This window comes from Pseudomonas sp. NPDC090592 (genome assembly GCF_044769185.1).
In the GTDB taxonomy this organism is placed as follows: domain Bacteria; phylum Pseudomonadota; class Gammaproteobacteria; order Pseudomonadales; family Pseudomonadaceae; genus Aquipseudomonas.
Genome location: NZ_JBIVXJ010000013.1, coordinates 148,498 through 175,271, shown reverse-complemented (window position 1 = coordinate 175,271; position 26,774 = coordinate 148,498). Strand labels below are relative to the sequence as shown.

The 26,774-nt window shown below is 62.4% G+C and carries 22 protein-coding genes; 8 read left to right on the top strand and 14 right to left on the bottom strand.

Annotated features, from left to right (window positions below; translation table 11 throughout):
* From ACIQUI_RS14365 to ACIQUI_RS14355, 3 genes are all read left to right on the top strand, one after another.
* On the top strand, positions 1 to 1,043 hold a 1,043-nt coding region (locus ACIQUI_RS14365), incomplete at its 5' end, for an acetolactate synthase large subunit (RefSeq protein ID WP_403199547.1).
* A gap of 242 nt (positions 1,044 to 1,285) precedes the next feature.
* Positions 1,286 to 1,837, top strand: a complete 552-nt coding sequence (locus tag ACIQUI_RS14360; RefSeq protein WP_403199545.1) for a UPF0149 family protein — start codon at positions 1,286 to 1,288, stop codon at positions 1,835 to 1,837.
* A 5-nt stretch (positions 1,838 to 1,842) separates the two neighbouring features.
* On the top strand, positions 1,843 to 2,400 hold the full coding sequence (locus tag ACIQUI_RS14355; protein ID WP_403199542.1) for a UPF0149 family protein: 558 nt from the start codon (positions 1,843 to 1,845) through the stop codon (positions 2,398 to 2,400).
* Positions 2,401 to 2,534: 134 nt separating this feature from the next.
* On the opposite strand, the gene ACIQUI_RS14350 is transcribed toward ACIQUI_RS14355, so the two are convergent.
* The 3 genes from ACIQUI_RS14350 to ACIQUI_RS14340 form a co-directional block, all read right to left on the bottom strand.
* Positions 2,535 to 4,868, bottom strand: a complete 2,334-nt coding sequence (locus tag ACIQUI_RS14350; RefSeq protein WP_403199540.1) for a TonB-dependent siderophore receptor — start codon at positions 4,866 to 4,868, stop codon at positions 2,535 to 2,537.
* Between the two features lie 199 nt (positions 4,869 to 5,067).
* A complete protein-coding gene (locus ACIQUI_RS14345; protein ID WP_403199538.1) occupies positions 5,068 to 6,009 on the bottom strand; it encodes a FecR domain-containing protein in 942 nt (313 codons plus the stop codon).
* Positions 6,006 to 6,512, bottom strand: coding sequence for a sigma-70 family RNA polymerase sigma factor (locus ACIQUI_RS14340; protein ID WP_403199535.1), 507 nt, complete (start codon positions 6,510 to 6,512; stop codon positions 6,006 to 6,008). The genes ACIQUI_RS14345 and ACIQUI_RS14340 overlap by 4 nt, the downstream gene beginning before the upstream one ends.
* A gap of 208 nt (positions 6,513 to 6,720) precedes the next feature.
* Here ACIQUI_RS14340 and ACIQUI_RS14335 point away from each other — a divergent pair, with 208 nt between their 5' ends.
* From ACIQUI_RS14335 to ACIQUI_RS14320, 4 genes are all read left to right on the top strand, one after another.
* Entirely contained in the window at positions 6,721 to 7,350 is a 630-nt protein-coding gene (locus tag ACIQUI_RS14335; RefSeq protein ID WP_403199532.1) for a glutathione S-transferase family protein, read from the top strand.
* 27 nt (positions 7,351 to 7,377) lie between these two features.
* Positions 7,378 to 9,414: a pyridoxamine 5'-phosphate oxidase family protein gene (locus ACIQUI_RS14330; protein ID WP_403199531.1), complete on the top strand. Its 2,037-nt coding sequence runs from the start codon at positions 7,378 to 7,380 to the stop codon at positions 9,412 to 9,414.
* Positions 9,415 to 9,630: 216 nt separating this feature from the next.
* Complete coding sequence (locus ACIQUI_RS14325) at positions 9,631 to 10,527, top strand: LysR family transcriptional regulator (RefSeq protein ID WP_403199528.1); 897 nt, start codon at positions 9,631 to 9,633, stop codon at positions 10,525 to 10,527.
* Between the two features lie 157 nt (positions 10,528 to 10,684).
* A complete protein-coding gene (locus tag ACIQUI_RS14320; protein WP_403199525.1) occupies positions 10,685 to 11,980 on the top strand; it encodes an MFS transporter in 1,296 nt (431 codons plus the stop codon).
* Positions 11,981 to 12,028: 48 nt separating this feature from the next.
* Here the strand turns inward: ACIQUI_RS14320 and ACIQUI_RS14315 are convergent, their stop codons facing one another.
* The 8 genes from ACIQUI_RS14315 to ACIQUI_RS14280 form a co-directional block, all read right to left on the bottom strand.
* On the bottom strand, positions 12,029 to 12,898 hold the full coding sequence (locus tag ACIQUI_RS14315; RefSeq protein WP_403199522.1) for an aldose 1-epimerase: 870 nt from the start codon (positions 12,896 to 12,898) through the stop codon (positions 12,029 to 12,031).
* 22 nt (positions 12,899 to 12,920) lie between these two features.
* On the bottom strand, positions 12,921 to 13,844 hold the full coding sequence (locus ACIQUI_RS14310; RefSeq protein ID WP_403199519.1) for an EamA family transporter: 924 nt from the start codon (positions 13,842 to 13,844) through the stop codon (positions 12,921 to 12,923).
* Positions 13,845 to 14,000: 156 nt separating this feature from the next.
* Entirely contained in the window at positions 14,001 to 15,281 is a 1,281-nt protein-coding gene (locus tag ACIQUI_RS14305) for a TRAP transporter large permease (protein WP_201207191.1), read from the bottom strand.
* Positions 15,282 to 15,809, bottom strand: coding sequence for a TRAP transporter small permease (locus ACIQUI_RS14300; RefSeq protein ID WP_201207190.1), 528 nt, complete (start codon positions 15,807 to 15,809; stop codon positions 15,282 to 15,284).
* 64 nt (positions 15,810 to 15,873) lie between these two features.
* Positions 15,874 to 16,845, bottom strand: coding sequence for a TRAP transporter substrate-binding protein (locus ACIQUI_RS14295; protein WP_403199515.1), 972 nt, complete (start codon positions 16,843 to 16,845; stop codon positions 15,874 to 15,876).
* A gap of 70 nt (positions 16,846 to 16,915) precedes the next feature.
* Positions 16,916 to 17,797: an SMP-30/gluconolactonase/LRE family protein gene (locus ACIQUI_RS14290; protein ID WP_403199512.1), complete on the bottom strand. Its 882-nt coding sequence runs from the start codon at positions 17,795 to 17,797 to the stop codon at positions 16,916 to 16,918.
* Positions 17,798 to 17,823: 26 nt separating this feature from the next.
* Positions 17,824 to 18,630 (bottom strand): NAD-dependent epimerase/dehydratase family protein, encoded by an 807-nt coding sequence (locus ACIQUI_RS14285; protein ID WP_403199511.1) that lies wholly within the window; start codon positions 18,628 to 18,630, stop codon positions 17,824 to 17,826.
* A 249-nt stretch (positions 18,631 to 18,879) separates the two neighbouring features.
* A complete protein-coding gene (locus ACIQUI_RS14280; protein ID WP_403199510.1) occupies positions 18,880 to 20,118 on the bottom strand; it encodes an OprD family porin in 1,239 nt (412 codons plus the stop codon).
* 578 nt (positions 20,119 to 20,696) lie between these two features.
* Here ACIQUI_RS14280 and ACIQUI_RS14275 point away from each other — a divergent pair.
* On the top strand, positions 20,697 to 20,936 hold the full coding sequence (locus tag ACIQUI_RS14275; RefSeq protein ID WP_403199507.1) for a type II toxin-antitoxin system RelB/DinJ family antitoxin: 240 nt from the start codon (positions 20,697 to 20,699) through the stop codon (positions 20,934 to 20,936).
* Between the two features lie 321 nt (positions 20,937 to 21,257).
* Here the strand turns inward: ACIQUI_RS14275 and ACIQUI_RS14270 are convergent, their stop codons facing one another.
* The 3 genes from ACIQUI_RS14270 to ACIQUI_RS14260 form a co-directional block, all read right to left on the bottom strand.
* A complete protein-coding gene (locus ACIQUI_RS14270; protein ID WP_029885549.1) occupies positions 21,258 to 22,508 on the bottom strand; it encodes a ribonucleotide-diphosphate reductase subunit beta in 1,251 nt (416 codons plus the stop codon).
* 509 nt (positions 22,509 to 23,017) lie between these two features.
* Complete coding sequence (locus ACIQUI_RS14265) at positions 23,018 to 23,149, bottom strand: hypothetical protein (RefSeq protein WP_256665967.1); 132 nt, start codon at positions 23,147 to 23,149, stop codon at positions 23,018 to 23,020.
* 139 nt (positions 23,150 to 23,288) lie between these two features.
* Positions 23,289 to 26,168, bottom strand: a complete 2,880-nt coding sequence (locus ACIQUI_RS14260) for a ribonucleoside-diphosphate reductase subunit alpha (protein WP_403199503.1) — start codon at positions 26,166 to 26,168, stop codon at positions 23,289 to 23,291.
* Positions 26,169 to 26,774: the final 606 nt, after the last annotated feature.

Here is a 26,774-nt window from a genome sequence, read left to right as displayed (position 1 = left end):
TCCTGGTGATCGGCGCCGGTGCCAACCGCAAGATGACCGCCAAGGTCCTCAAGCAACTGATCGACAAGACCGGCATCCCGTTCATCACCACCCAGCTGGGTAAAGGTGTGGTCGACGAGCGCCATCCGCGCTTCCTGGGCAACGCCGCGCTGTCGTCGGGTGACTTCGTGCACCGCGCCGTCGAAGCTGCCGACCTGATCGTCAATATCGGCCACGATGTAATCGAGAAGCCGCCGTTCTTCATGGTGCGTGGCGGTACTGAAGTCATCCACATCAACTTCCGCTCCGCCGAAGTCGATGCCGTGTACTTCCCACAGGTCGAAGTGATCGGCGACATCGCCAACGCCGTTTGGCAGATCAGCGAAGCGCTGACCGACACCTCGCACTGGGATTTCACCCGCCTGCTGGCCATCCGCGAAGCCAACGAAACGCAGATTGCCGAAGGTGCTGACGACAACCGTTTCCCGGTCTACCCGCAGCGCCTGGTTGCCGACATCCGTCGCGTGCTGCCATCCGAAGGCATCGTGGCCCTGGACAACGGCATCTACAAGATCTGGTTCGCCCGTAACTACAAGGCGCACAAGCCGAACACCGTGCTGCTGGACAACGCCCTGGCGACCATGGGCGCCGGCCTGCCATCGGCCATGGCTGCGCACCTGGTTTACCCGGACCGCCCAGTGATCTCGGTATGCGGCGACGGTGGCTTCATGATGAACAGCCAGGAACTGGAAACCGCAGTCCGTCTGAACATGCACGTCACTGTGGTGATCCTGCGTGACGACGGCTACGGCATGATCCGCTGGAAGCAGGCCAACATGGGCTTCACCGATTTCGGCCTGGACTACGGCAACCCGGACTTCGTCAAATATGCCGAAGCCTACGGTGCCAATGGCCACCGCGTGGAAAGCGCCGAAGGCCTGCTGCCGCTGCTGGAACACTGCATCAAGACCCCGGGCGTGCACGTGATCGACTGCCCGGTCGATTACAGCGAAAACGACCGCATCCTCAACAGCGAACTGCGTCAGCGCGCCCTGGCGGTATAAGCCCTGAGGCCCACAGGTACGGAGCCCTGCACCGTACCTGTGGGCGCGGGCATGCCCGCGAAGACCCCAACACGTTGGATGGCACCGGCTTCGCCGGTGTTCGCGGCCATGGCCGCTCCCACGGAGATTGCACAAGACTTCTCCACCAAGTCAGTGGGGCCACACCGATCCCCAGCAGTCACATCCCCTTGCGCCCCGCATGTGCTAGGGTGCACACACTTTTGCTTCCCAGGATTTACACCATGCTCCCCGCACTCAGCGAAAAAGAACTCGACCGCCTCGAAGATCTGCTGATCACTTACGGCAACGATTACTCAGTGCTCAATCTGGCCGAACTCAATGGCTTTTTTACCGCGCTCGCCAGCTCGCCGGTAACCGTCTACCCGGAGCAATGGCTGCCTGCGGTAGCCGGTGGCAAGGTGCCGAAGTTCAAGAAGCCTGCGCATGAAGAAGCGTACACCGCATTGATGCTGCGCTATGCCAATCAGGTTGCAGAGGCGTTGGGTGACAACGTCGACCACTTCGAGCCGCTGTTCGAGGAAAGCGAGGGCGAGGAAGGTAATGTGATCGTCATGGAGGAATGGTGCTTCGGCTACATGCGCGGTACCCAGGTCGCCGGCTGGAGTGAGTTGCCGCCCGAGCAGGACCAACTGCTCAAGGCCATTTCGCTGCATGGGCTGGAGGATAATTTCGAGCTGCTGGATCAGATGTCTGAGCAGGATATTCAGGCGTGTGTTTCTCAAGTGATCGATGCAGCACGTAAGCTTTACCGTTACCACCGCCTGCAGAATTGACGCTGATGACAAACGCGATCACCGGTCCAGAACTGGACGAGCTGGGAGAACTGCTATTCAAGTATGGCAACGATGACGCCATTCTTGATATCAGCGAGCTCGATGGCTTTTTCAACGCCCTATGCAGCTCGCCGCGCCTGGTAACACCGAGTGAATGGCTGCCGGAGGTATCCGGTGGAGAACTGCCTCGGTTCAAAACCAAAGCTCAGGCTCAGCGCTACATGGATCTGCTCATCAAGTTCTACAACACTGTCGCAGTGATGCTCAGCGAAGCCGGTGACGAGTTGGACTTGCTCTTCGAGGTCAGAGATACCGAGCAGGGTCAGATCGTAGTGCTTGAGGAATGGTGCTTCGGGTACATGAGGGGCATTCGACTTGGGCAGTGGGAACCGTTGCCTGCCACTCTTCAAGTCCATCTTGACGCGATAGCCATGCACGGCATGGAAGAAAATTTTTCCATCCTCGACAAGATGAGCCTGGATGAGCACCAGGCGACTGTTCCGTTGGTAGTCGATGCTATACATGTGCTTTATCTGTACCAACGCCAGCAGCGATTGGCTTGAGTGGCTATCACAGGGTGTTCATTTTAAAGACGGTGTTGGCCTTCGCGGTGTAACCCGCCCCCACAGGGATCATGCCGTAGCTGTGGGAGCGGGCTCGCCCGCGAAGAGGCCTGCAGCACCGGCATATAACCTGCTCAGAACCCCAGGCTTACCGTCGCCACCAGCGATGCCGGTTCCCCTGCATAATTGCCCGCACTGGAAATGGTCTCGATGTAGTCCTTGTCCAGCACATTGCGTGCGTTCAGCGACACCCGAAGGTGCTCGTCGAAGTCGTGGAACACACTCAGGTCCAGCCGCCCGTAACCACTGGCGCTGTAGCTGTTGGCCAAATCGCCATAGCGCTTGCCGGCAAAGAACACGCCCGCACCAAAGCCCAGCCCTTGTAGCGGTCCGCCCTGTAGTTGGTAGGTTGACCACAGCGAACCACTGACCACCGGCACACCCTCCAGCCGGTTGCCTTCCTCGTAGCGCGTATCCTCGACCAGCTTGGCGTCGAGCACCGCGATGTTACCGATCACGTTCCAGCCGTCACGAATCTCGCCGCTCACATCCAGCTCGACGCCACGCACCCGCTGCTCGCCCGTCTGGATCGAATAGCTGCTGTCCAGCGGGTCGTTGGCAGCCAGGTTCTTGCGGCGAATCTCGAACGCCGCCAGTGTGGCCGACAGGCGCTCGGGGATGATGTCGTACTTGGCGCCCACCTCGTATTGCACACCGGTTTCCGGGTCGAGCACGCTGCGCTCCCGGGTCAGGCGGTTCTGTGGCGCGAACGAGGTGCTGTAGCTGACATACAGCGCCAAACGATCGGTGGGCTGGTAAACCAGGCCAGCACGGGGCGATGTGTCGGAGGGCTCGATGTCGATGTCGGCATAGTCACCTGCTGCGGTGTAGTTGCGGTTGCGCTGCTTGACCTGGTCATGGCGCACCCCCAGTAGCAGCTTCCATTGCTCGCCCAGGTCTATCTGGTCCTGCACATATACACCGTAAGTCTCCTGATCGAAGCGCGAGTCCTCGCCAAAGCGGAAAAGCCCTGGCTGTGCGCCATGCACGGGGCTCCAGATATTCAGCGGGGCGACATCGGCACGCAGCATGGTCACGCTGCGCCTCCCCGTTACCGATTCCACCCCCGCCAGCAGCTGATGCGCAAGCCCGGCGGTGGTAAAGCGTGCAACCGCCTCGAACTGGGCGCTGAGCGAGCGCTGGGTTTCGTCAAAGTCGGTAGCTCGGCGGGTCAGGGTAAAGCCGTCTTTCTCCAGTGTGCGCTGAGAGATGTTGAGCATGGTCTTGTTCGACTTGTCCCAACGGGTGACCTGGCGCAGGGTCAGCCAATCGTTCAGGTCGTGTTCCAGCTTGAACCAGGCGGCGGTCTTGTCGCTGTTGCTGTGTGACCAGGGCTCTTCCAGGAAGACCTTGTGCCGTGAGTCGACGCGGTCGCCGATCACTTGCAGCCCGCGGTCATACTGGGCATCGGTCTCGGTGTATTCCAGGCCCATGTCTATCCGGGTGTGTTCACCCGGTGCCCACGACAGCGACGGGGCAAAGTGGCGGCGGTGGCTGTCGCGGTACAGGTCACGAAAACTGCCCTCGGTCTGGTAAGCCATGGCCAGGCTGCCGGCCAAACCATGTTCGGCCGACAGCGGCCCGCTGAGCCAGGCCTGGCCGCGCTGATAGTCGTAGGAACCGGCTTGCAGCTTGACCTGGGCTTCCGGCACCAGCGTCGGCTTGCGCGTCACCACGTTGATCAGCCCGCCCGGGTTGCCGCGGCCGTACAGCACCGAGGCCGGCCCCTTGAGCACTTCGATACGCTCCACGCCGGCCAGGTCGGTGAGGATTTCCGGGCGCACGGTCAGCGAGTTGGTCAGCACCCCGTCTATGGCATAGGTGGTGCCCTGAAAGCCACGCACGATGAAGCTCTCGACACTGCCGCCATGGGTGTTGCCGCGCTGGATGCTGCTGACGTTGCTCAGGGCGTCGGCCATGCTGTTGGCCTGCTGGTCTTCCAGCACCTGGCGCGGCACCACCTGAATGGATTGCGGGATATCGCGCAGGGGGGCATCGGTCTTGGTGCCGACACTGCTGCGTGAGGCCTTGTAGCCTTGTAACGGGCCGATGGCCGAATGCCGCAGGTCGTGCAGGCCATTGATGTTGGTCGAGTCCAGTTGCAGGGCGGAGGAGGTCGGCCTGGCGCGCAGGATGTAGGTGTTACCACTTTGTGGTACGGCCTCCAGCTGGGTGCCCTGCAGCAGTCGGTCGAAACCTTGGGCAGTACCCACGTCGCCTTGCAGCCCGGGGCTTTGCAAGTCGCCAAGCATGGCCGGGTCCAGCGGCAGGGTCACCCCGGCCTGGGCAGCAAACTCGGCCAGGGCCTGGGCCAACGGGCCGGCAGGGATGACGTAATGACGATCGTCTTCGGCCCAGGCGAAGGGCGAGGCGATGAAGCTGGCGAGCAGGGTGAGGCGCAAGTGCATGGGGGCTTCCTGAAGGGCTGAAGGGTGGTTTCAGGAAGAGGACACCTGAGGCTGATAAAACACGACACGGTCATTTTCATGTTCTGTTTTGCAGACCTCTTCGCGGGCACGCCCGCTCCCACAGGGGATTACACAGGACTCGAACCTGAAGTAATCCTGTGGGAGCGGGTTCACCCGCGAAGGGGCCTGAGGCATCACCTCAACCCTCGGCCGATACCACGGTCACCCAATACCGCGACAGGTAATTCACCCGCAACGGAAACGCCATCGCCAGCGCCCGCAGCGCTGCATCGCTATCTGCCAGTTGATACACCCCGGAAATCTCCAGCCGGGCCACCTCCGGTGCACAGCGCACCCAGCCATGCCGGTAGCGCCCCAGCTCGGCCAGGAAGCTCGCCAGCGGCATACGCTCGACTCGCAGCACGCCATCCAGCCAGTCCACTCTCGGCTGCACACTGTCCACGCGCCTTACCCGGTTGGCACTGACCAGCGCTTGTTCTCCTGCCTCAATGCGCAGGGTTCCGCCTGCCCTCGGTGTAACCGCCACCGTGCCTTCCAGCACCTTCAGTTCGTCGTGCTGATCGTACTGGCGCACGGCAAAGCGCGTGCCCAGCGGCTGGAACACGCCCCATGCCGAGCGCACCAGCATCGGCCGTGGGTCCTTGCCGGTGCTGACATACAACTCCCCCCGGCGCAGCACCAGCAAGCGTTCGCCGGCGCTGTAGCGGATGTCCACGGCGGTATCGGTATTCAAGTGCAGCTCGGTGCCGTCGTCGAGGGTCAGCTGGCGGCGTTCGCCGACGGCAGTGCTGATATCCGCCAGCAACGCGTCCATCGTCCCTGTGCGTGACAGGCTCACCCCCAGCGAGCCCAGTATCACCAGCGAGGTCAGCGCCTTCACTGCTGCGCGCCGGCCCAATGCCGCAGGCCGCTGCAAGGTCGAGCGGGCCACGCTGGGCGGGATCGACTGCACCTGGGCACTGAAGCGTGTCGCCAGCTGCCAGGCCCGCTCGTGTTCGGCACTGGCCGCCCGCCAGGCTGCGCACGCCTGCTGTTCTCCTTCACTGGCCCCACCTTGCAAGCACAGGAACCAGCGCGCGGCCTGCTGGGCTACAGGGCGTGATACGGGAGGCGACATCATGCCCAGCCCTCCGATCCCAGTACGATGCACTCCTCGAACGCGCGCACCAGCCAACGTTGCACCGAGCGCACGGACACGCCCATTTCCTCGGCGATCTGCTCCTGGCTGAACCCTTCCACCTGCGCCATGAGAAACGCCCGCCGTGCCTTGCCCGGCAAACGCGCCAGCACCCGGTCCACGGTATTCAAGGCTTCCAGCAACGCCGCCTGGCATTCGGCGCTGGGCGCCTGGTCTTGCGGCAGGTTCGCCAGTGCTTCCAGGTAGGCCCGCTCCAGGGAGCGGCGGCGGTAGAGGTTGAGCAGCAGGCGTCGGGCGATGGTGGCCAGGTAGGCGCGTGGCTCACGCAGCTCGGTGGGCGGTGCATGGGTGAGCAGTTTGACGAACGTGTCCTGGCTCAGGTCCGCGGCATCGCAGCGATCGTTGACGCGGCGGTACAGCCAGCCTTGCAGCCAGGTGTGATGGCTGCGGTAGAGCTGCTGGATGGGCGCGCGGTCGGGGGACATGGGCAACAGATGTATTCGTTATTGAGAACGACTTGCATTCTATGCAAATTGGCTTTTCAGCGGCAACAGCAGTGTGTGGCTGATGCACAGGGCTATTGTTTCGCCCCGCGAAATTATGGTTTCCCCACCGCACGGATTCTGCTGCCAGCCGAACCGGTGCAGCATGTGTTCCACCAGCCCACTTCGGTGCTGACCAGGAGCCAAGCCCATGTCGAACCCGATCAAGCTTTACAACTTCCCCAAGTCTGGCCACGCCCACCGCATCGAGCTGATGCTGTCGCTGCTGGACCTGCCGACCGAACTGGTGTTCGTCGACCTTGCCAAGGGCGCGCACAAGCAGCCGGACTTTCTGGCCCTCAACCCGTTCGGCCAGGTACCGGTCATCGATGACAACGGCACGGTGATCGCCGATTCCAACGCCATCCTGGTTTACCTCGCGAAAAAATATGACAACGGCACCTGGCTGCCCGAAGAGCCAGCGGCCGCCGCCCGCGTGCAACGCTGGCTGTCAGTCGCCGCAGGCCCACTGGCTTTCGGCCCGGCTGCCGCCCGCCTGGTGACCGTGTTCGGTGCCGCGTTCAACACCGACGAAGTGATAACCCGCGCCCATACCCTGCTCAAGGTAATCGACGCCGAGTTGGCCAAGGCGCCGTTCCTGGCCGGTAACACACCCACCATCGCCGACATCGCCAACTACTCCTACATCGCCCACGCACCGGAGGGCAACGTGTCGCTGGAGCCCTACGCCAACGTGCGCAGCTGGCTGGCCCGGATCGAGTCGCTGCCGGGCTTCGTGCCTATGCCACGTACCGTGATCGGGCTGCAAACCAGCGCCTGACACCCCGCCCTCGGGAGGAACGCCACCATGCAACAGCTCCAGCACCACCGCCCCTCGCCCTGGCATGCCGGCGAGAAAACCCTGCAGGAAAAGGTCGGTGTAGCAGAGCGCATGGAGGCGTTCGGGCAAAAGGTCATACGTGACCATATGCCCGACCAGCACCGCATCTTCTATCACCAGTTACCCTTCATGGTGGCGGCCAGCGTGGACGCCCAGGGCCGGCCCTGGGCGACACTGCTGGAGGGGCCAGAAGGTTTCGTCAGCTCGCCTGACCCTCGCCAGCTGATGATCGACACCACCTTGCCGGCAGATGACCCCGCTACCCCGGGGCTGGTGGCCGGCCAGGCGGTTGGCCTGCTGGGCATCGAGCTACACACCCGTCGGCGCAACCGCATCAATGGGCAGATTCGCCAGGCTGCAGGTGGGCAATTGCAGGTGGCGGTGGAGCAGTCGTTCGGCAACTGCCCGCAGTACATCCAGTTGCGTGACTACACCCGCGTCACCGAACCCGCCCAGGGGCGTGTCGATGCGGCAACCCTGGATGCCAGGGCGGTCAGCATGATCCAGGCCGCCGACACGTTCTTCGTCGCCAGCTATGTCGAACATGACAACGGCCAGCGCTCGGTGGATGTTTCCCACCGTGGCGGCCGGCCGGGGTTCGTCAAGGTCGAAGGCAATACGCTGACCATTCCCGACTACGCCGGGAACCTGCATTTCAACACCTTGGGTAACCTGTTGCTGAACCCGCGGGCAGGCTTGCTGTTCATCGACTTCAACACCGGCAACGTGCTGCAACTGTGCGGGCGTGCCGAGGTGCTGCTGGAAAGCCCGGCCATCCAGGCTTTCGAAGGTGCAGAGCGGCTGTGGACGCTGACGGTCGAGCAGGCCGTGTGGCGGCCGGCCGCGGTGTCCTTGCGCTGGGCCTTCAAGGAGTACGCACCGACCAGCCTGATGACCGGCACCTGGGCCGAAGCCGACGTGCGTTTGCAACAACGCCAGCAACAGCGCCAATGGCAGGCCTGGCGCGTGTTGCGGGTGGAACAGGAAAGCCGCGATATCCGCTCGTTCTACCTCCAGCCGCCGGCCGACAGCGCAGTGGTTTTTGCAGCCGGGCAACATGTTCCGGTGCAAGTGCGGCGCGAGGGTGAAGCGGCGCTGATCCGTACATACAGCCTGTCCAGCGCACCCTCCGACGGCTACTTGCGTATCAGCGTCAAAGCCCAAGGTCCGGTTTCCCGGCACTTGCATGAGCGCATCGCGCCAGGTGATGTGCTTGACGTACGCCCACCCATGGGCAGCTTCACACTGGACTTGCAGAGTACGCGACCGCTTGTGCTGATAGGTGCGGGCGTGGGTATTACGCCGCTGCTGGCCATGCTGCGTGAGCAGTTGAGCCAAGGCCAGCCTCGGCTCATTCACCTGTTCCATGGCGCTCGCAGCCTGGGCGACCTGCCGTTCCAGCAGGAGCTGGCTAGCTTGCGACAACAGGCCGGTGAACGGTTGCACGTGCATCGTGCCCTGAGCCAGCCTGAAGATCATGCGTTGCTTGGGCAAGATTACGAGTTCATCGGCCGGCTGGGCATCGAGCAGGTCAAGGCGACGCTGGCGCTGGACGACTACGATTTCTACCTGTGCGGCCCGGGCGGCTTCACCCAGGACCTGTATGAAGGGCTGCGCGAGGTACATGTGCCCGATGCGCGGATTCATTCCGAAGCCTTTGGCCCCTCGACGCTGCGGCGGTACACGGACGCGGACCTGCCAACCTTGCAACAGCCACCTGCGGCCAGTGAGCCGGTGCCGGTGTACTTTGCCGCCTCGGCCAAGGAGGCGCGCTGGGCACCGGGTAGCGGCACGCTGCTGGAACTGGCCGAGGCGCGCGGGCTGGCGCCGGAGTTCAGTTGCCGGGGTGGCTCGTGTGGTACCTGCAAGACCCGGCTGGTCAGTGGGCAGGTGCATTACCCCAATCCACCGGCAGAGATGCCGGAGCCGGGTTCGGTGCTGATCTGCTGCGCCGTTCCGGCGAAGGTGGAGGAGGGAGGGCAGGCGTTGGTGCTGGATGCCTGAGTTACCTGGGCGGGCCTCTTCGCGGGCAAGCCCGCTCCCACAGGGTACGCGGTACGCCCGGGACCAGTTCTCTGCGCGACAGCGCAGCCCAATGGGCTGGGCAATCTCCCACAGGAATGCGCATGCCTTGGCTTGCCCGCGAAGAGGCCATTACAGGCAACACAAAACGCCCAGATAAAAGATAATCTCGCCACCTCATAGCCCCCAGGAGCCCGCATGGACCAGATCCACCTGATGAAGGTGTTCGTCGCCGTCGGTGAGCTGGAAAGCTTCGCCGCGGCCGCCCGCCGCCTGGACATCTCCCCGGCCGCCGTCACCCGTGCCGTCAGCGCCCTGGAAGAGCAGCTCGGGGTCAAGCTGCTGCTGCGCACCACCCGCAGCGTACGCCTGACCGAAGCCGGAGGCCGCTATCTGGAAGACACCCGGCATATCCTCGCCAGCATCCACGAGGCCAACGAAGCCGCTGCGGGCGTCAACGCCTCCCCCAAAGGTGACCTGGCGGTTACCGCGCCGATCCTGTTCGGCAAGAAATTCGTCATGCCGTGCATCGTCCGCTACTTGCAGCAGTACCCCGAAGTTGATGTGTCTGCCTACTTCCTCGACCGAGTGGTGAACATGGTCGAGGAGGGCATGGACGTGGCCGTGCGCATCGGTCCATTACCCGACTCCGGCCTGAAGGCGTTGCGGGTCGGCAGGGTGCGGCGGATGTTGTGTGCCTCCCCCGACTACCTGGCCCGCCATGGCGTGCCCAGGCATCCCTCGGACCTGGCTGGCCATGCCGTGATCGGCACCAGCAACCTGTCGCCCAGGGCAGGCTGGCGTTTCGGGGTAACCGAAGAGCCGACAATGGTGCGCATGAAGCCGCGGCTGACGGTGACCAGCAATGACGGGGCCATTGCTGCTGCCTGTGGTGGGCTGGGGATTGCCCGCCTGTTGTCGTACCAGGTTGCAGATGAGCTGGCCAGCGGGCAGTTGCAGGTGATCCTGGGCGAGTACGAAGAGGCGCCTTGGCCGATCCACGTGCTGCACCGGGAGAGCAAGTACGGCTCGGCCAAGGTCAGGGCCTTTATCGACATGCTGGCGCAGACACTGCGGGCCCAGCAGCTGGATTGAGGTCGTACAACATCGGCAGAAATAGTCGGAAATAATAATTGTTGTACGACGACCTATGACATGGCACTCTTTCGCCTGAAACAATTTGTCGCAAATAGCCCTGCCGGCATTTGCGCCAATCGCTCGCCACTCTAAAAACAAGAAATTCAGGTGAACCATGAAGATCAAAGGCATCCGTTGGTGGATGGTCAGCCTTGTGACGGCTGGGCTCGTCGTCAACTACCTCGCCCGCAACACTCTCTCGGTGGCCGCGCCCACCTTGATGACCGACCTCTCCATCAGTACCGAGCAGTACGCCAGGATCGTCGCCACCTGGCAGGTGTGCTACGCCCTCATGCAGCCGATTGCCGGCTGGTTCATCGACTTCATCGGCACCAAGTTGGGCTTTGCCGTGTTCGCCATGGCCTGGTCGCTGGCCTGTGCCGGTGCAGCCTTGGCGAGCGGCTGGCAGAGCATGGCGTTCATGCGCGGGTTGCTGGGCATGACCGAAGCCGCTGGCTTGCCAGCCGGAGTCAAGGCTACGACCGAGTGGTTCCCGGCCAAGGAGCGTTCGGTGGCGATTGGCTGGTTCAACATCGGCTCGTCGCTTGGCGCCTTGCTGGCGCCGCCGCTGGTGGTGTGGGCGATCCTGCACAGTGGCTGGCAGCTGGCGTTCGTGATCGTCGGCGTTTCCGGTGTTGCCTGGACCCTGTTGTGGATGCTGCTGTACAAGCACCCACGCGACCAGAAGCGCCTGAGTGACGAGGAGCGCGACTACATCCTGGCCGGGCAGGAAGCGCACTTCAAACAGGACACCCGCGAGAAGGGCGCGTGGAAGCGTATCTTCAAGGCCCGCAACTTCTACGCCATCGCGTCGGCGCGGATCCTCTCCGAGCCGGCCTGGCAAACCTTCAACGCCTGGATTCCGTTGTACCTGATGACCGAGCGGCACATGAACATCAAGGAAGTCGCGATGTTTGCCTGGCTGCCGTTCCTGGCTGCCGACATTGGCTGTGTGCTGGGCGGGTATCTCAGCCCGCTGTTCCACCGCTACTGCAAGGTGTCGTTGTTCACCTCACGCAAGATGGTGCTGGTGTTCGGTGCCAGCTGCATGATCGGCCCGGCCTGCATCGGCCTGGTGGAAAGCCCGTACACGGCGATTCTGTTGCTGTGCATTGGCGGGTTTGCCCACCAGACGTTGTCGGGGGCGCTGTATTCGATTACCTCCGACTCGTTCAGCAAGGACCAGGTGGCCACCGCGACCGGCATGGGGGGCATGTGCGGGTACCTGGGGGCGGCGGTGTTTACCCTGGTGTTTGGGGTGCTGGTGACGCAGATCGGCTATAGCCCGCTGTTTGTGGTGCTGGCGGCGTTTGATATCGTCGCGGCGGTGTTGGTGTGGAAGGTGGCACGCGAGGTGCGGCGGGATGTTTCTGCCAAGCCAGTGGTGGGGGCTACCGAGGCATTGGCGTAAGGGTTGAGAGTTTGGGGCTGCAAAGCAGCCCCAATCCAGGCAACACAACTACAACGCCCGATACTGCATCCTGAACCCCAGGCTCATCTCTTCCCCCTGCTGCAACAGCCTCAACCCCGGCCGCCCCGGCAGGTGATGTGCATTGACCGGGTGAGTAACCGGTTCAAAGCAGAAAAACCCTTGCCCCTGCGGACAGAACAGCAAGAAGTGCTCAGCCTCGCTGGCGCTGCACGCCAACCGATACCCGGCACCCGGCTGTTCAATCACACATTCCCCCGGCCAGCCACTGAACGCGTGATCAACCACCGTCTCCGGCAGGCTGCCCAGCGTTTCAAACCGCCATTGCTCCGGTACCTCGGCCTGATACGACGGCAGTTGCCCGTCCTCGGCCAGCCAAACCTTGCGGGCTGCGGCATACAGCCTGGTGTCGGGGTACCGCGGAAAGTAAGGATGCAATCCCAACCCATACCAGTTAGCTCGCTGCTCCAGGTGCTTCACGTGCAGGTCCAGGTTCAGGCACCCCTCATGCAAGTGCACATCGAGCGTCGCCAGGTAGGCAAACGGCACTTCACTGTGCAGCGTCAGGCGTGCGCGTCGCTCGCTGTGGTGCTCCACCTGCCAGGCCTGCTGCCAGGCGCTGCCATGAATCGGGTAGGGGTCGTGTTCGGTATTGGGCGCCAGTGCCTGCCAGCTCTCGGGCCGGGCAAAGCCACCCTCGGCAATGCGATTGGACCATGGCGCCAGCGGGTAGCAAGCCAGGCGCCGCGGTGTGCCGCTGGCCAAGGCGTCGGCATCGGTGTGGCGCAGCAGCGCCTGCCCGGTCGCCTTGACCTGCCAGTTGACCAGGCTGGCGCCCAGCTCCGGGGCCAGGCTCAGACGGGTCAGGCGGTCCTGCAGGTGCAGTTCGGTCACAGCCATTCAGGGCTCCTTTGTAAAAGTGTCAGCCGGGGCGCCGGTAAGTGAGCAGCACGATGCCGCACACCACCACGGCACCGCCGAGTAATTGCAGGGTACCCAGTTGCTGGTCGAGCAAGGCCCAACCCAGCAGCAAGGTCGCGATCGGTTCGACGTTCATCACCGGCGCGTTCTGTGCCATGTTCAGCCTTGGCACACAGACAAACAGCAAGGTGAACGCCAGGCCGTACAGCACCACGAGGCTGGCCAGGGCAAACCAGCCGCTGCTGCTGCCCGGCAGCGACAAACCGGACGGCATCACGCCGCTGAAACCGGCAACCAGCATGCTGGAGAACACGATCAGCAGTGTCAGCAGGCTGCGCACGGGGCCGCGCACGGCGGCCAGCTTGTGGTCGGTGATCCACAAGGCACAGGCAAAGGCGCAGGCAGCGGCGAAGGCCAGGCTGACGCCCAGCGCCCAGTGCGGATTGGCCGCGCCGCTTTCTGTCAGGCGTGCCGGCACATCCAGCGCCAGGACCAGGCCGCACAGGATCAGGCCCATGAACAGCACCGTGCGACCAGTGGGCCGTGCCCCGCCCAGTGCCCAGGTGAGTAGCGCCAGCAGCATCGGGAAGGTATTGCCCACCAGCAGTGCCAACGCCACTGGAATGCGCGCAACCGCCGAGTACAGGCACAGGCTCTGGGTGGCGATCAGCAGGCCGAGCAACAACTGCCAGCGGCGGGTGCCGGAGGGTAGGGCCAGGGCCTGGCGTTGCCACAGCAGCAGGCCGGCCAGCACCAGGAAGGTGATGCCCGAGCGGCAGAGGATGGCCAGCAGCACGCCGGTGCCGTCATCGAAGGCGATACGTGCGGCGATGTGGTTGCCGGCGAATGAACAGGCAAGCAGAGCCAATAGGGCGATGGCCAGCTTGCGTGGGAACAGAGCGATAGCAGAGGAGGGGACAGCCATGTGCAGGATCCGTTTGCAGGTAGGGCCAAGGGGGCTGCTTTGCAGCCCATCGCCGGCAAGCCCGCTCCCACAGTTATCGCGCAAGCCTTGAAAGCGATGCGGTCCCTGTGGGAGCTGGCTTGCCGGCGATGGGCCGCAAAGCGGCCCCGCTTTTATTTACAACACCACGCTAGGCAGCCACAGCGAAATGGCCGGAATGTAGGTCACCGCCATCAGCACCAGGAACAGCGCCAGGTAGAACGGCAGCAGTGCTTTCACCGTCGATTCGATACTCACCTTGCCAATCGCCGAGCCGACGAACAATACCGCCCCCACCGGCGGGGTGATCAGCCCGATCCCCAGGTTCACCAGCATGATCATGCCAAAGTGCACCGGGTCCACACCGATACCGGTAATCACCGGCAACAGGATCGGGGTCAGGATCAGGATCAGCGGCGCCATGTCCATCACCGTGCCCAACAACAGCAACATGAAGTTGATGCACATCAGGATCACATAGCGGTTGTCCGACAGGGTCAGGAACGCCGTGGTGATCTTCGACGGGATCTGCATCAGCGTCATCACGTAGCCGAAGCTGGCGGCAAAGCCGATCAGGATCATCACGATCGAGATGGTACGCACCGTGCGGTGCATCAGCTTGGGCAGGTCGCGCCACTTGTAGTCGCGGTAGATGAACATGGTCACGAAGAATGACCACACTACCGCCACGGCTGCCGACTCGGTCGCGGTGAACACGCCCGACAGAATGCCGCCCAGGATGATCACCATGGCCATCAGGCCCCACAGCGCTTCACCGGCAATTTTCAGCGCCTGGCGCAGCGGGATCACTTCGCCCTTGGGGTAATTGCGCTTCTTGGCGAAGATCAGGCACAGGCCCATCATCACCGCGCTCAGCAGCAAGCCGGGCATCACCCCGGCCATGAACAGCGAGGCAATCGACACCGTGCCGCCCGCTGCCAGCGAGTACAGCACCGAGTTGTGGCTGGGCGGGGTCAGCAGCGCCTGTACCGAACCGCTGACGGTCACCGCGGTGGAGAACTCGCGCGGGTAGCCCTTGCGCTCCATTTCCGGGATCAGCACTGAGCCCACCGATGCAGTATCGGCCACCGACGAGCCGGAAATCGCGCCAAAGAACGTCGAGGCCATGATGTTGACCAGCGACAGCCCACCACGCACGAAGCCCACCAGCACCCCGGCAAACGCCACCAGCCTTCGCGACATGCCGCCTTCGGCCATGATCGCGCCGGCCAGCACGAAGAACGGAATGGCCAGCAGCGAGAACTTGTTAACGCCACTGGCCACCTGGATCATCATCGCCTGCAGCGGGATGTCGATCCACCAGGCGCCGACCAGCGCCGACAGGCCCAGGGCATAGGCCACCGGCATACCCAGCAGAATGAGCACGATGAAGCTGCCCAACAGAATGAACGCATCCATTTATGCCGCTCCTTCGCTTTCTTCCAGCTGGTCGAAGCGCACCACCTTGCGGTGGCTCTGGTCGCCCAGCAGCAGTTTCTCCAGCACGAACACCAGGGTCAGCACGCCACCCACCGGGATCGGCGCATAGGTCATGCCTACCCGCACACCCGGCAGCGATGCCAGAAACTGGTTCCAGGTGGTGATGCACAGCTTGGTGCCGTAGTAAGTCATGAACACACACACCAGAATCATCAGCACCTGCACCAGCAGCGCCACCAGCCGGCGCTGCAGTGGCGGCAGGCGGTCGGTAATCATCGCCACCGCCATGTGCGCCCCGGCGCGGTAACTGGCGGCGGCGCCGACGAAGCTGAACACCACCATCAGCAGGATGGCCACCGGCTCCGGCCAGCTGGAGCCGGTGCCAAGTACGTAGCGGGCGAAGATGCCCCACGGGATGATCAGCGACATGGTCAGGATCGACAGGCCGGCGACCCAGATACAAGCGCGGTACAGCGTGTCGTTGGCACGCAGAAACAGGTTTTTCATGGGCATCACCAAAGCGGCAGGGCGGCTGGCGCCGCACTGCCGAGGTCGGTAGGAGAGGTTGGGCTTACTGCACCGCGTCGATACGTTTCATCAGGTCGGCGTATTGCGCGCCGTATTTTTCCCGTACCGATGCGGTGGCGTCGTAGAACGGCTTCTTGTCGACGGTGATGAACTCGACACCGGCGGCCTTGAGCTTCTCTTCGCTGGCGGCAGACTTGGCGTCCCACAGCGCACGCTCTTCCATCTGTGCCTCACGTGCCACCTTTTTCACCAGCACCTGCTGCTCGGGGGTGAGCTTGTCCCAGGTGGTCTTGGACATCACCACCGGCTCTGGCAGGATCAGGTGGCCGGTCAGGGTGTAGTACTTGGCGCTCTGGAAGTGGTTGTGCTCGAGCAGGGTCGGCGGGTTGTTCTCGGCACCGTCGATTACCCCGGTCTGCAAGGCGCTGAATATTTCCCCGGTGTCCATGGCAATGCCGTTGCCGCCCATGGCGTTCATCATGTCGATGAACAGTGGGTTGCCTTGCACGCGAATCTTCATGCCCTTGAGGTCTTCCAGGCTGCGCACCGGCTTCTTGGTGTAGATGCTGCGCGAGCCGCCGTCCATCCAGGCCAGGGCCACCAGGTTGAAGTCGGAGTTGGTGATCTTGTCGAGGATCTCCTGGCCGATCTCGCCATCGATGATCTTGCGCATGTGGTCATGGTCGCGGAACACGAACGGCATGTTGAACACGTTCACATCCGGTACCACCGGGCCGACGATCCCCAGGCTGACGCGGGTCATCTGCACGGCGCCGATCTGCGCCTGCTCGATCACTTCCTTCTCCGAGCCCAGCACACCGCCGGCGAACATCTTGAAGGTGATGTCGCCATTGCTGGCTTCTTCCAGCTTTTTGCCCATGTTCTGCTCGGCGACCACGGTCGGGTAGCCGGCGGGGTGGATTTCGGCGAACTTGATGTCCAGCGCCGAGGCGGGCATGGCCACGCTGAAGGCGAACGGGAGTACGGCAAGAAGCAGCTTGCGTTTGAACGTCATGATGAAACTCCGTGGTTTTTATTATCCGGTTTCGGGCGTGCAAAGAGTGTTGTGGTGTTGGCAGTGGGATTCAGCCCCGGTAGGCAGGTTCCTCCAGGCCCCGGGTGCCAGGGTTGAGGGCAAATACCCCGCCAGCCAGTGGCTGGTCGCCGAGCTCGATGCCCGCGGGGCGGATCGAGGTGACATACAGGGTGTCGAGGTTGGCGCCACCGAAGGCGCACATCGCCGGCTTTTTCACCGGCACGCTGAGCGAGCGGTCGAGGCGGCCGTCGGGGGTGAAGCGGTGGATCTGCCCGGCATCGTTGCCGCAGATCCAGTAGCAGCCGTCCTGGTCGATGGCGGCGCCATCGGGGCGGCCGGGGTAGCCGCGCATGTCGACGAACAGCCGCTTGTTGTGCGGCGTGCCGCTGTCGGTGTCGTAGTCGAAGGCCCAGACCTTCTGCACGTTGGGGTGCGAGTCGGACAGGTACATGCGCTTGCCATCGGGGCTGAAGGCCAGGCCGTTGGGTACGATCATGCCGTCCTGTTGCAGGTGCAGCCGGACTTCGCCGTCATGCCGGTAAAGCGCACCGACGTGGGCACCTTGCTGCATGTCGAGCAGCATGGTGCCGGCCCAGAAGCGGCCCTGGCGGTCGCAGCGGCCATCGTTGAAGCGCATGCCTGGCTGGGCATGCTGCACGCCACTGAGCAGGTGGCTGTGCAGGCTGCCATCGGCGTTTGCCCGGAGCTGGAAAATGCCGCTTTCCATGCCGGCCACCCAGCCGTCGCCGCTACGGGCGATACAGGCAAGCATCTGGTCGCCTTGCCAGACACGGTGCGTGCCATCGGCCGCCTGCCAGCGGTGCAGCTGGCGCGCGGGAATGTCGACCCAGTACAGGGCCTGTTCGCTGGGGTGCCACACGGGGCTTTCGCCGGTGCCGTTGCGGGCGTCGACAATCAGTTCGCAGTTCATGGCCGTGCCTCCTGGCGTGGGTGGGGTCAGTTGAACGGGCCGGCCACGGCGAAGGCACCGCCCTGATAGACCATGCTCGGGTCATCGGCGGCGGGCGCCGGCTGGGCTTCCACGGCGGCGCGGAAGGGTTCCGAACTGTCCTTGGGTGCATAGCCCAAGTGCTCGGCATGGCGGTTGTCCCACCACACGGTGCGGTTGTTAGAGGCGCCGTAGACGATGGTGTGGCCAACGTCGGGGGTGAACAGCCCACGCTCGATCAGTTGCACCAGGTCGTCGTAGCTCAGCCAGGTGCAGAGCATGCGGGGGTTTTGCGGTTGCGGGAACGATGAGCCGATGCGGATGCTGACGGTTTCGATGCCGTAGCGGTCGAAGTAGAAGCTGGCGACATCCTCGCCATAGCACTTGGACAACCCGTAGTAGCTGTCGGGGCGACGCGGGGAGTGGGCGTCGATGCGTTCATCCTGGCGGTAGAAACCGATGGTGTGGTTGGAGCTGGCGAAGATGATGCGCTTTACCCCGTGCTTGCGCGCCGCCTCGTAGACGTGGAACACGCCGCAGATGTTGGGGCCGAGGATGTCTTCGAAGGAGTGCTCGGTGGACACGCCGCCGAAGTGGATGATGGCGTCGACGCCTTCGACCAGGGTATGCACGGCAGCCTTGTCGGCAAGGTCGCAGATGACGACCTCTTCATGCGGGCCAGCGGCAGGTGCCATGGGGCTGATGTCGGAAAGGCGCAGGACCTCGGCGTAGCCTTGCAGGCGTTCGCGAAGGACCTTGCCCAGGCCGCCTGCGGCTCCGGTGAGCAGCAGGCGATTGAGGGGGGTAGTGGTCATGGCCGGCTCTTGTTGTTAATTGTTGTAGGTTGTCGTATGACTTTGGTGATTATTGGCGGTGGGTCTGGTGGTTGTCAATGAGGCATGCACAGCCCTCTGCGGGTTACGCGGTCTGTTGTGGGAGCGGCCTTGTGTCGCGAAAGGGGCGCGCAGCGCCCCCAAAACTCTAAAGCCTGCACCATGCTGGGGCTGCTACGCAGCCCTTTCGCGACACAAGGCCGCTCCCACAGGGATCGCGTTCGCCCTTGGTTACAGCAGCGACAACGGGTAGTTGAAAATCAACCGGTTCTCATCAAACTCGTTATTGCTGTAATCCCGTCGAATCGACGAGTTACGCCACTTCACACTCAAATCCTTGAACGCCCCGCTCTGGATCACATACGCCAGCTCCGTCTCGCGCACCCACTCCTTGCCATCGGTCACCACGCCACTGTGCACATCGCGCCCGCTGATGTAGCGGTTCATCAGGGTCAACCCCGGTATCCCGACCGTCACGAAGTTGAAGTCATGGCGCACCTGCCACGAGCGTTCGTTGGCGTTGTCGAAGCTGGAGTTGTAGCTGTCGTTGGCCAGCGTCCCGCCACTGGTGCCATTGACCCGCATCCAGGTATCGCCGTCGACCTTCTGCAGCCCGACCCAGAAGGTGCTGCCGCCATACTTGGCCGAGAACATCCCCGAGTAGGTCTTGTTGTCCAGTTCGCCGGCGCGTTTGGAGCCGTCGTCATCGCCGTGGAAGTAGCCCAGGTTGGCGCCCAGGTTCCAGTCACCCAGCGGCTGGCTGTGGCTCAGTTGCAGGTACTGCTGCTGGTACACATCCTTCAGCACCGCATTCCACAGCCCGACCAACGTGCGGTCCTGGTTGAACTTGTACTCGCCACCGACAAAGTTGAAACGGTCCGACACCCCACCGCCGTAGCTCATGTCTTCCATGCTGGCGTCGTTGCGCGGGCTGTTGCCGCGGAACTGGCCGCCGTACAAGGTCAGCCCGGCAATCTCGTTGGAGGTGATTTGCCCGCCACGGAACGTCTGCGGCAACGAGCGCCCGTCGTCCGAACGCAGTATCGGCAGCACCGGCATCCACTCACCGATCTTCAACTCGGTCTTCGAGATACGCGCCTTGCCCGCCACCGCCAGTCGCCCATAGTCATCTGCCGGCTTGCCATCGTCATGGCGCGGTAGCAACGCCGTGCCGTAGGTACCGCCACCGCCATCAAGCTTGACCGACCACAGCCCCAGCACATCCACACCAAAGCCGATTGGGCCCTCGGTGAACCCCGAACGGGCGTCGAGAATGAAGCTTTGCGTCCACTCTTCAGCCTTGCTTTGCGGGTTGCTCGGGTTGGTAAAGTTACGGTTGATGTAGAAGTTGCGTAGCCCGAGCGTGGCCTTGCTGTCCTCGACAAAACCCGCAGCCAGGCTGGTGCCTGGCAAGCCGGCGATAACCCCGGCGCCAAGCAGGGCGAAGGGCAGGGTGTGGCAGATTTTCATTATTGTTGTGCTCCCGAAGGGTATGGCAGCCCGTCCACCGGGCACGCACAAGCGGCCTGCGGCAGGGGCGGGTAGGTAACGGGCCGGTCAGGGCCAGGGGTAAAAACGCGGTAACCCGGCGCTAGGTACTCGAGGGGGTACGCCAGCAGGCCGTGGGAAGAGGGGTATGCAACAGACGTGGGTGTAGCGGGATGGGTATCGACATGGGTTCGTCCACTGATTGTTGTTCTTGTTATGTGTTGTCGTACAACTGTGGACGATTATTAGCAAGCGAGTGGGGGGCTGTCAACGCCTGATGGCTGAGCAATTTAGGGGTGAGATGGCAACGACCGGGCTGTAGAAGCTCTACTGCGAGCACCCTAGAGACATACTACGACCAAGGTAGTCCCAGGCAAACCGGAGACATAATTTACAAATCCAATCCAATCGCCTGTGGACCCTGCCGCTACGCTGCGCTATCTTCAGATCTGGCCTCGCCCTCGACCACGTAGACTGGCATGTCCAGTCCCGGCACCTCGTTGTGCCGTACCCCTCTTGTCGGCGTGGGCGGGGCCTCTTTTTTACTCGAAAGTCGAACCATGGCGTCCATCAACATCCGCATCGACGACGAACTCAAAGCCCGCGCCTACGAAGAGCTCGAACGCCTAGGTGTAACCCCCTCCGAATTGATGCACCAGGTTCTGCAATATGTAGCAGAGCAGGGCAAGCTGCCCTTCGAGCCAGCCAAAGTGGCCGAAGAAGATGAAGATTTCATCGCGACGGTAAATGAGCGGCTGTCTTCTCCGCTGCGTGTGACGGTCCAACTGGATGACCTATAGAATCTGACTCGGTGGATGGCACCGGATACGCCGGTGTTCGCCGGTGAACCCTAATGTCAGTCAGTCAGGCAAATTGGGCCGCTTTGCGCCCCTTCGCGGGCTCGCCCGCTCCCACAGATATATCGCTGAGCCTATGATTTGCGCGGTCCCTGTGGGAGCGGGCAAGCCCGCGAAGGGCTGCAAAGCAGCCCCAGTTACGTCGGTCGATCTCAAAGACGATTAACAGTCTTGCGACAGGCACCCGGCAGCCGAGATGCTCTAACTGAACAGCTAATAAAAAGGCTGCCATTCGGCAGCCTTCTCGATGCTCAGCCCGGACAATCAGTCCCAGCTCAACGCACCACCAGTCTGATACTCAATCACACGCGTCTCAAAGAAGTTCTTCTCTTTCTTCAAGTCCATGATCTCGCTCATCCATGGGAACGGGTTGGTAGTCCCCGGGTACTCTTCCTTCAGACCAATCTGGGTCAAACGACGGTTGGCAATGAACTTGAGGTAGTCCTCCATCATCGCTGCGTTCATGCCCAGCACGCCGCGTGGCATGGTGTCACGGGCGTATTCGATCTCCAGCTGGGTCCCTTGCAGGATCATCTGGGTCGCTTCTTCCTTCATCGCCGCGTCCCACAGGTGCGGGTTCTCGATCTTGATCTGGTTGATCACGTCGATACCGAAGTTCAGGTGCATCGACTCGTCACGCAGGATGTACTGGAACTGCTCGGCGACGCCGGTCATCTTGTTGCGGCGGCCCATCGACAGGATCTGGGTGAAGCCGCAGTAGAAGAAGATGCCTTCCAGTACGCAGTAGTAGGCGATCAGGTTGCGCAGCAGCTCTTTGTCGGTCTCGACGGTACCGGTGTTGAATTCCGGGTCGGAGATGGCGCGGGTGTACTTCAGGCCCCAGGCGGCTTTCTTCGCGACCGACGGGATCTCGTGGTACATGTTGAAGATCTCGCCTTCATCCATGCCCAGCGATTCGATGCAGTACTGGTAGGCGTGGGTGTGGATCGCCTCTTCGAAGGCCTGGCGCAGGATGTACTGGCGGCACTCCGGGTTGGTGATCAGGCGGTACACGGCCAGGGCCAGGTTGTTGGCAACCAGCGAGTCGGCGGTGGAGAAGAAGCCCAGGTTGCGCATGACGATGCGGCGCTCGTCTTCGGTCAGGCCGTCCTGGCTCTTCCACAGGGCGATGTCGGCGGTCATGTTGACCTCTTGCGGCATCCAGTGGTTGGCGCAGCCGTCCAGGTACTTCTGCCAGGCCCAGTCGTACTTGAACGGTACCAGCTGGTTCAGGTCGGCACGGCAGTTGATCATGCGCTTTTCGTCTACCGCAACGCGGGCAGAGGAACCTTCCAGCTCGGCCAGGCCTTCGGCAACGTCGAGGGCGTCGAGGGCTGCCTTGGCACGTTTGACCGCGTCGGAGTCAGCAGCGGTGGCCGCACGGGCTTCCAGAGCGGCGGCACCACCGGCGCTGTCGAGCTTGTCGAGGGTGGCGGCGGCAGCGGCCTGCGCAGGGTTGTTGCCTTTGGCGGCTACTTCGCCGTCTTCTTTGTCGAATTCGTCCCAGCTCAGCATGGTTTGGCTCCTGCTTGAGGGTTGCCCTGGGGCAACCGCTTGGATTTAAAGAATGTGATGCCTGACGCAAGGCCGTAACGGCGAATGGACAGCTCGAGAGGCTGACTCTCGTTTACATCTGAATGTGTTCTGGCTTGTACCTGGCCAGGCCTCGGGGAGGGGCCAGGACAATTGAATGGTGCTCTTTTCAGAGGGGGCGAAGTATATCGGATTTCGCCTTGGATCGGGGCGCGTCTCTTGCGGGCGAGGGTAACTTTTTCGACCGGAATTGCGTGCGTCCGTTCACCGGGTTTCTGTGGTTTGCCACGGGGGGAGAGTGTAGCGCCAACCTATATGTTGTGCCAGTTTAAATTTTCAGGCACATCATATGGTGTTTCCTGGAGGGTTGTGTTGTTTGTACCGGCCTTATCGCCGGCAAGCCAGCTCCCACAGGTACTGCGCATGGCGCAAGGGCGATGCAGTACCTGTGGGAGCCGGCTTGCCGGCGATGAGGCCAGTTCAGGCGGGCACTAGCTGCGAGGGTTGTGCAGCGTTTCGACAATGTGTGTCTTGGGGTGCTTGCGTGCCTGCTCCACCGAGGTAAAGCGGCCGGTTTCTGCGTTACGGCCAATCTTGCGAGTTGCCACTTTTTTCCGCGCCATGGGCTTACATCCTTTTGTGAGAAGTCCTGTTCTTTTACCGAGCAGCGCAAACGCTGGGCAAAGGGCAAGGTTTCTCCGGGGCGCAGATACAAAAATGCCGCGCGGGGCACCCTTGGGCACCCCGCGCGGCATCTAGCCCTTACTGGCAGGCTTCGCAGTCAGGCTCGTCGATCGCGCAGGCCTTCGGCACTGGCGCTGGGCCCGCTGCCTGGACCGGGGCACTGTCGCCACCGCTGGAAACGGCGTTGAGCTTGCCGGTGTTGATGGTCGACTTCTCGGTGCTGGTCGCGGCCAGGGCACGGAGGTAGTAGGTGGTTTTCAGACCACGGTACCAGGCCATGCGGTAGGTCACGTCCAGCTTCTTGCCCGAGGCACCAGCGATGTAAAGGTTCAGCGACTGAGCCTGGTCGATCCACTTCTGGCGACGCGAGGCAGCATCGACGATCCACTTGGTTTCCACTTCGAACGCAGTGGCGTACAGGTCTTTCAGCTCTTGCGGGATACGCTCGATCTGCTGCACCGAACCGTCGTAGTACTTCAGGTCGTTGATCATGACCGAGTCCCACAGGCCGCGGGCCTTCAGGTCGCGAACCAGGTACGGGTTGATCACGGTGAACTCGCCCGACAGGTTCGATTTCACGTACAGGTTCTGGTAGGTCGGCTCGATCGACTGCGACACACCGGTGATGTTGGCGATGGTCGCGGTTGGCGCGATGGCCATGATGTTCGAGTTACGAATACCTTTTTGTACGCGGGCACGTACCGGCGCCCAGTCCAGGGTTTCGTTCAGGTCGACGTCGATGTACTTCTGGCCACGGGCTTCGATCAGGATCTGTTGTGAGTCCAGCGGCAGGATGCCCTTGGACCACAGCGAGCCCTGGAAGGTCTCGTACGCACCGCGCTCATCGGCCAGGTCGCAGGAGGCCTGGATGGCGAAGTAGCTGACCGCTTCCATCGACTTGTCGGCGAACTCGACGGCCGCATCGGAACCGTAGGCAATGTGCTGCAGGTACAGCGCATCCTGGAAGCCCATGATGCCCAGGCCGACAGGGCGGTGCTTGAGGTTCGAGTTACGCGCTTGCGGCACCGAGTAGTAGTTGATGTCGATCACGTTGTCGAGCATGCGCACGGCGGTGTTCACGGTGCGTTGCAGCTTGGCGGTGTCCAGCTTGCCATCGACGATGTGGTTCGGCAGGTTGATCGAGCCCAGGTTGCAGACCGCGATCTCGTCCTTGTTGGTGTTCAGGGTGATCTCGGTGCACAGGTTCGAGCTGTGGACCACGCCCACGTGCTGCTGCGGCGAACGCAGGTTGCACGGGTCCTTGAAGGTCAGCCACGGGTGGCCGGTCTCGAACAGCATCGACAGCATCTTGCGCCACAGGTCTTTGGCCTGGATGGTCTTGAACACCTTGATCTTGTTGTACTCGGTCAGGGCTTCGTAGTACTCGTAGCGCTCTTCGAAGGCCTTGCCGGTCAGGTCGTGCAGGTCTGGCACTTCCGAAGGCGAGAACAGGGTCCACTTGCCGTCATCGAAGACGCGCTTCATGAACAGGTCAGGGATCCAGTTGGCGGTGTTCATGTCGTGGGTACGACGGCGGTCATCACCGGTGTTCTTGCGCAGCTCGATGAATTCTTCGATGTCCAGGTGCCAGGTTTCCAGGTAGGCACACACGGCGCCTTTGCGCTTGCCACCCTGGTTCACGGCAACGGCGGTGTCGTTGACCACTTTCAGGAACGGTACAACGCCCTGGGACTTGCCGTTGGTGCCCTTGATGTACGAGCCCAGTGCACGGACCGGGGTCCAGTCGTTGCCCAGGCCACCGGCGAATTTCGACAGCATGGCGTTGTCGTGGATCGCGTGGTAGATGCCCGACAGGTCGTCCGGCACGGTGGTCAGGTAGCAGCTGGACAGCTGCGGGCGCAGGGTGCCGGCGTTGAACAGGGTCGGGGTCGAGGCCATGTAGTCGAAGGACGACAACAGGTTGTAGAACTCGATCGCGCGGGCTTCCTTGTCTTTCTCTTCCAGCGCCAGGCCCATGGCCACACGCATGAAGAACACCTGCGGCAGTTCGAAGCGCACGCCATCCTTGTGGATGAAGTAGCGGTCGTACAGGGTCTGCAGGCCCAGGTAGGTGAACTGCTGGTCGCGTTCGTGGTTGATCGCCTTGCCCAGTTTTTCCAGGTCGAAATCAGCCAGGGCCGGGTTCAGCAGCTCGAACTCGATGCCTTTGGCGACGTAGGCCGGCAGGGCCTTGGCGTACAGGTCGGCCATTTCGTGGTGGGTGGCGCTGTCGGCTACGTTCAGGAAGCCCAGGCCTTCGGCGCGCAGGGTGTCCATCAGCAGGCGGGCGGTGACGAACGAGTAGTTCGGCTCGCGCTCTACCAGGGTACGGGCGGTCATCACCAGGGCGGTGTTGACGTCCTTGATGGCCACGCCGTCGTACAGGTTCTTCAGGGTTTCGCGCTGGATCAGGTCGCCATCGACTTCGGCCAGGCCTTCGCAGGCTTCGCTGATGATGGTGTTCAGGCGGGCCATGTCGAGAGGCGCCAGGCTGCCGTCGGCCAGGGTGATGCGGATGCTCGGGTGTGGCTCGACCACCGAGTCGGTGTTGGCACGGGTGGCGCGCTCTTTCGCACGCTGGTCGCGGTAGATCACATAGTCGCGGGCGACTTTCTGCTCACCGGCACGCATCAGGGCGAGTTCGACCTGGTCCTGGATTTCTTCGATGTGGATGGTGCCACCCGATGGCATGCGACGCTTGAACGTGGCGGTAACCTGTTCGGTCAGGCGCGCGACGGTGTCGTGGATGCGCGACGAAGCGGCAGCGGTGCCGCCTTCAACTGCAAGGAACGCCTTGGTGATGGCCACGGTGATTTTGTCGTCGGTGTAAGGGACGACAGTGCCGTTGCGCTTGATCACACGCAGTTGGCCAGGGGCGGTGGCGGCCAGATCCTGGTTGGAATCGGCGGCCTGCGGCACCTTGGCTTGCGGGTTCTCGCGAGTTGTGTCGGTTTGCATGGGTGGGTGTCTCCACAGTTTCTATATTGTTCAGGCGCCTTTTGGGCGCCCACCGTTCCGTCCACTTGCTCGATTGCCCGGCGGGGATGCGCAATGCATGCGCATCCGCCCGCGTGGGCGTACCGACTTCGGGACAGACTCAGGAATAAGGGGCAATAGCTTGCCGCTCCCTGGCCGAAGTCAAAGGTTCTGGGCATGAAACCCCAAAAACCGGTGCTGATGAGTGCCAGGCGTTGCCTACAACACTCATACCCGAACAACGCCCTGGAAGGGCTTGCCTCGGTCGCCTCCGCAGGAGCGGTTTGGCTGCTGAAATCACCTGAAGTTCAGCCCGGAAAATAGCTTGATCTTGCGGGTTGACTTTTGTGTGTGATTTTGCACGAACCCCAACATCTAGTGGTTCGCTGCGATCGGGATACAAGATAATGCGGTATTGGGGGCTTTGCAAGGCGAGCGCCTGTGGATAACGTGTGCGTACTTTGTGAGTGAATGGTGAGTATTCGCTGTAGGCCTTGTGCCAAGTGGTTTGCAGTATTTTTCTGCGCCTTGCTGCCCCAGGGCAGTTTTTTTCGGGGGCGCACCCTACCACAAAAAACGGTTCAGTCG